This is a genomic window from Neisseria sp. P0022.S010 (assembly GCF_051956635.1).
In genome coordinates this window covers 1-1,993 of the sequence record NZ_JBQCXF010000538.1, presented here as the reverse complement: position 1 = coordinate 1,993, position 1,993 = coordinate 1, and the positions used below count along the sequence as shown (strand labels likewise).

The window sequence follows — 1,993 nt, the reverse complement described above, 5'->3', positions numbered from 1 at the left end:
TATACAACATGAAAAAATTATTGATTGCTGCGATGATGGTGGCTGGTTTGGCTGCTTGTTCTCAAGAGGCGAAACAGGAAACTCAAGAAGCGGCTTCTGCCGTTGCTTCTGATGTGAACGCTGCTGCTTCCGAAGCTAAAGGCGCTGCTGAACAGGCTGTTTCTGACGCTAAAGAAGCCGGTGCCGAAGCGAAGGAAACTGCGGAGAAAGCAATTTCCGATGCTAAAGAAACTACCGGTAAAGCCATCGATGGTGCTAAAGAAGCCAGCGACAAAGCCTTGGACGATGCAAAAGCTGCTGTGGGTGAAGCTAAAGATGCTGCCAAAGATGCGGCTAAAGATGCTTTGGGTAAAGCAGCCGATGCGACTCAAGAAGCTGCCGACAAATTGAAAGACGCTGCTAAATAAGCTGGTGTTTGATATTTGAAAAGGCCGTCTGAAATGTTCAGACGGCCTTTTTATATTGGCAGATTATTTTTTCTCTTGCTGACGCGTGTACACCAAAGAAGTCAGGATGGACGCGCCCAGTGCGCCGAAGACGACGGACAGGGAAATGGAAATCGGGATATGTACCCAGTGCATAATCAGCATCTTAATACCGATAAAGCTCAATACGAAAGCCAAGCCGTATTTGAGGAAAATAAAGCGTTCGGCAAAGTCTGCCAGTAAGAAGTACATGGCACGCAGTCCCAAGATGGCAAAAATGTTGGAAGTGAGGACGATGAAAGGGTCGGTGGTTACGGCAAAAATAGCGGGGATGCTGTCCACGGCGAAGATGACGTCGCTCAATTCGATCATAATTAATACCAGTAAAAGCGGCGTAGCGATGCGTTTGCCGTTTTCGATGGTAAAGAATTTTTCACCGTCAAACTGTTGGCTGGTCGGGATGACTTTTTTGAGTAGGGTCAGGATCTTGTTTTGGGAAAGGTCTTCTTCAGCTTCGGCTTCGGGCTTCATCATATGAATGCCGGTGTATAAGAGGAACGCGCCGAAGAGGTACAAAATCCATTCAAATTGTTGTACCAAGGCGGCGCCGATGAAGATCATGATGGCGCGCAGGACGATGGCACCGAATACGCCATAGAGCAAGACGCGGTGTTGGAATTTGGGTTCGACTTTGAAGTAGCCGAAAATCATCAGGAAAACGAATATGTTATCGACGGCAAGGGATTTTTCGAGTACATAGCCGGTGAAGAATTCGAGGACTTTTTCTTTGGCGACAACGGCCCCGTAAGTCGGGTTGTCCGCCAGTTCAAAATAGAGCCAGCCTGCAAATGCGCAGGATACGGCCACCCAAATGCCGCTCCAAGCTAGGGCTTCTTTGATGCTGACTTTGTGGGCGCCGTTTTTTTTCAGCGATACCATATCGATGGCGATCATGATTAAGACGGCGATAAAGAAGATGCCGTAAAACATCGGCGAGCCGACGGACGGGTATTGGGTCATAAAAAATCCTTGTGTGTGGGGTATGGGTAAGGTTTACCAAGACAGGTAGAACATCGCCTTGGCAAAAAAGACGATAAACAGCATATGGCTGAATACAACGGCGTGTATGTATTTCGACCAGCCGACGGTGAGGGTGTGTCGGGCCATTTTGACAACAGCGATGGCAAAATGCACCAAAACGCTTACTGCCAACAGGATTTTGATGCTCAACATAATGCTGAAGGCGCTGTCGAGAGGATGGTGCAGCGTTGGCAGATAACGGTTGTACACCATGACGATGCCGCTGATAAAAAGGGTGATGACGACAATCGGCATCACGCGGACGGCACGATGGGACATGGCACGTTCGACTTCGCGGCGCGATTCACGCGAAACGCGGCCGGTGTGCAAAACGGAGAGAACCAGCATTTCGAAAAATACGCCGCCGACAAAGGCAATCGCGCAATAAACGTGGATGATGTGTGCCAGTGCGTAGGTACTCATGACGGGTGTTTCCGGTAGTTCAGACAAGTCGTCATTGTATCACTACCGAATGCGGTTGATATATG

3 protein-coding genes are annotated in these 1,993 nt (G+C 48.9%); 1 reads left to right on the top strand and 2 read right to left on the bottom strand.

The features are described 5' to 3' along the window. Positions 1–8 precede the first annotated feature (8 nt). Positions 9–407, top strand: coding sequence for an Ag473 family lipoprotein (locus tag ACTHUT_RS19125; RefSeq protein ID WP_250601613.1), 399 nt, complete (start codon positions 9–11; stop codon positions 405–407). 63 nt (positions 408–470) lie between these two features. On the opposite strand, the gene ACTHUT_RS19120 is transcribed toward ACTHUT_RS19125, so the two are convergent. Next, entirely contained in the window at positions 471–1,445 is a 975-nt protein-coding gene (locus ACTHUT_RS19120; RefSeq protein WP_250601611.1) for a TerC family protein, read from the bottom strand. Positions 1,446–1,478: 33 nt separating this feature from the next. Continuing rightward, complete coding sequence (locus ACTHUT_RS19115) at positions 1,479–1,928, bottom strand: CopD family copper resistance protein (protein WP_049329308.1); 450 nt, start codon at positions 1,926–1,928, stop codon at positions 1,479–1,481. Positions 1,929–1,993: the final 65 nt, after the last annotated feature.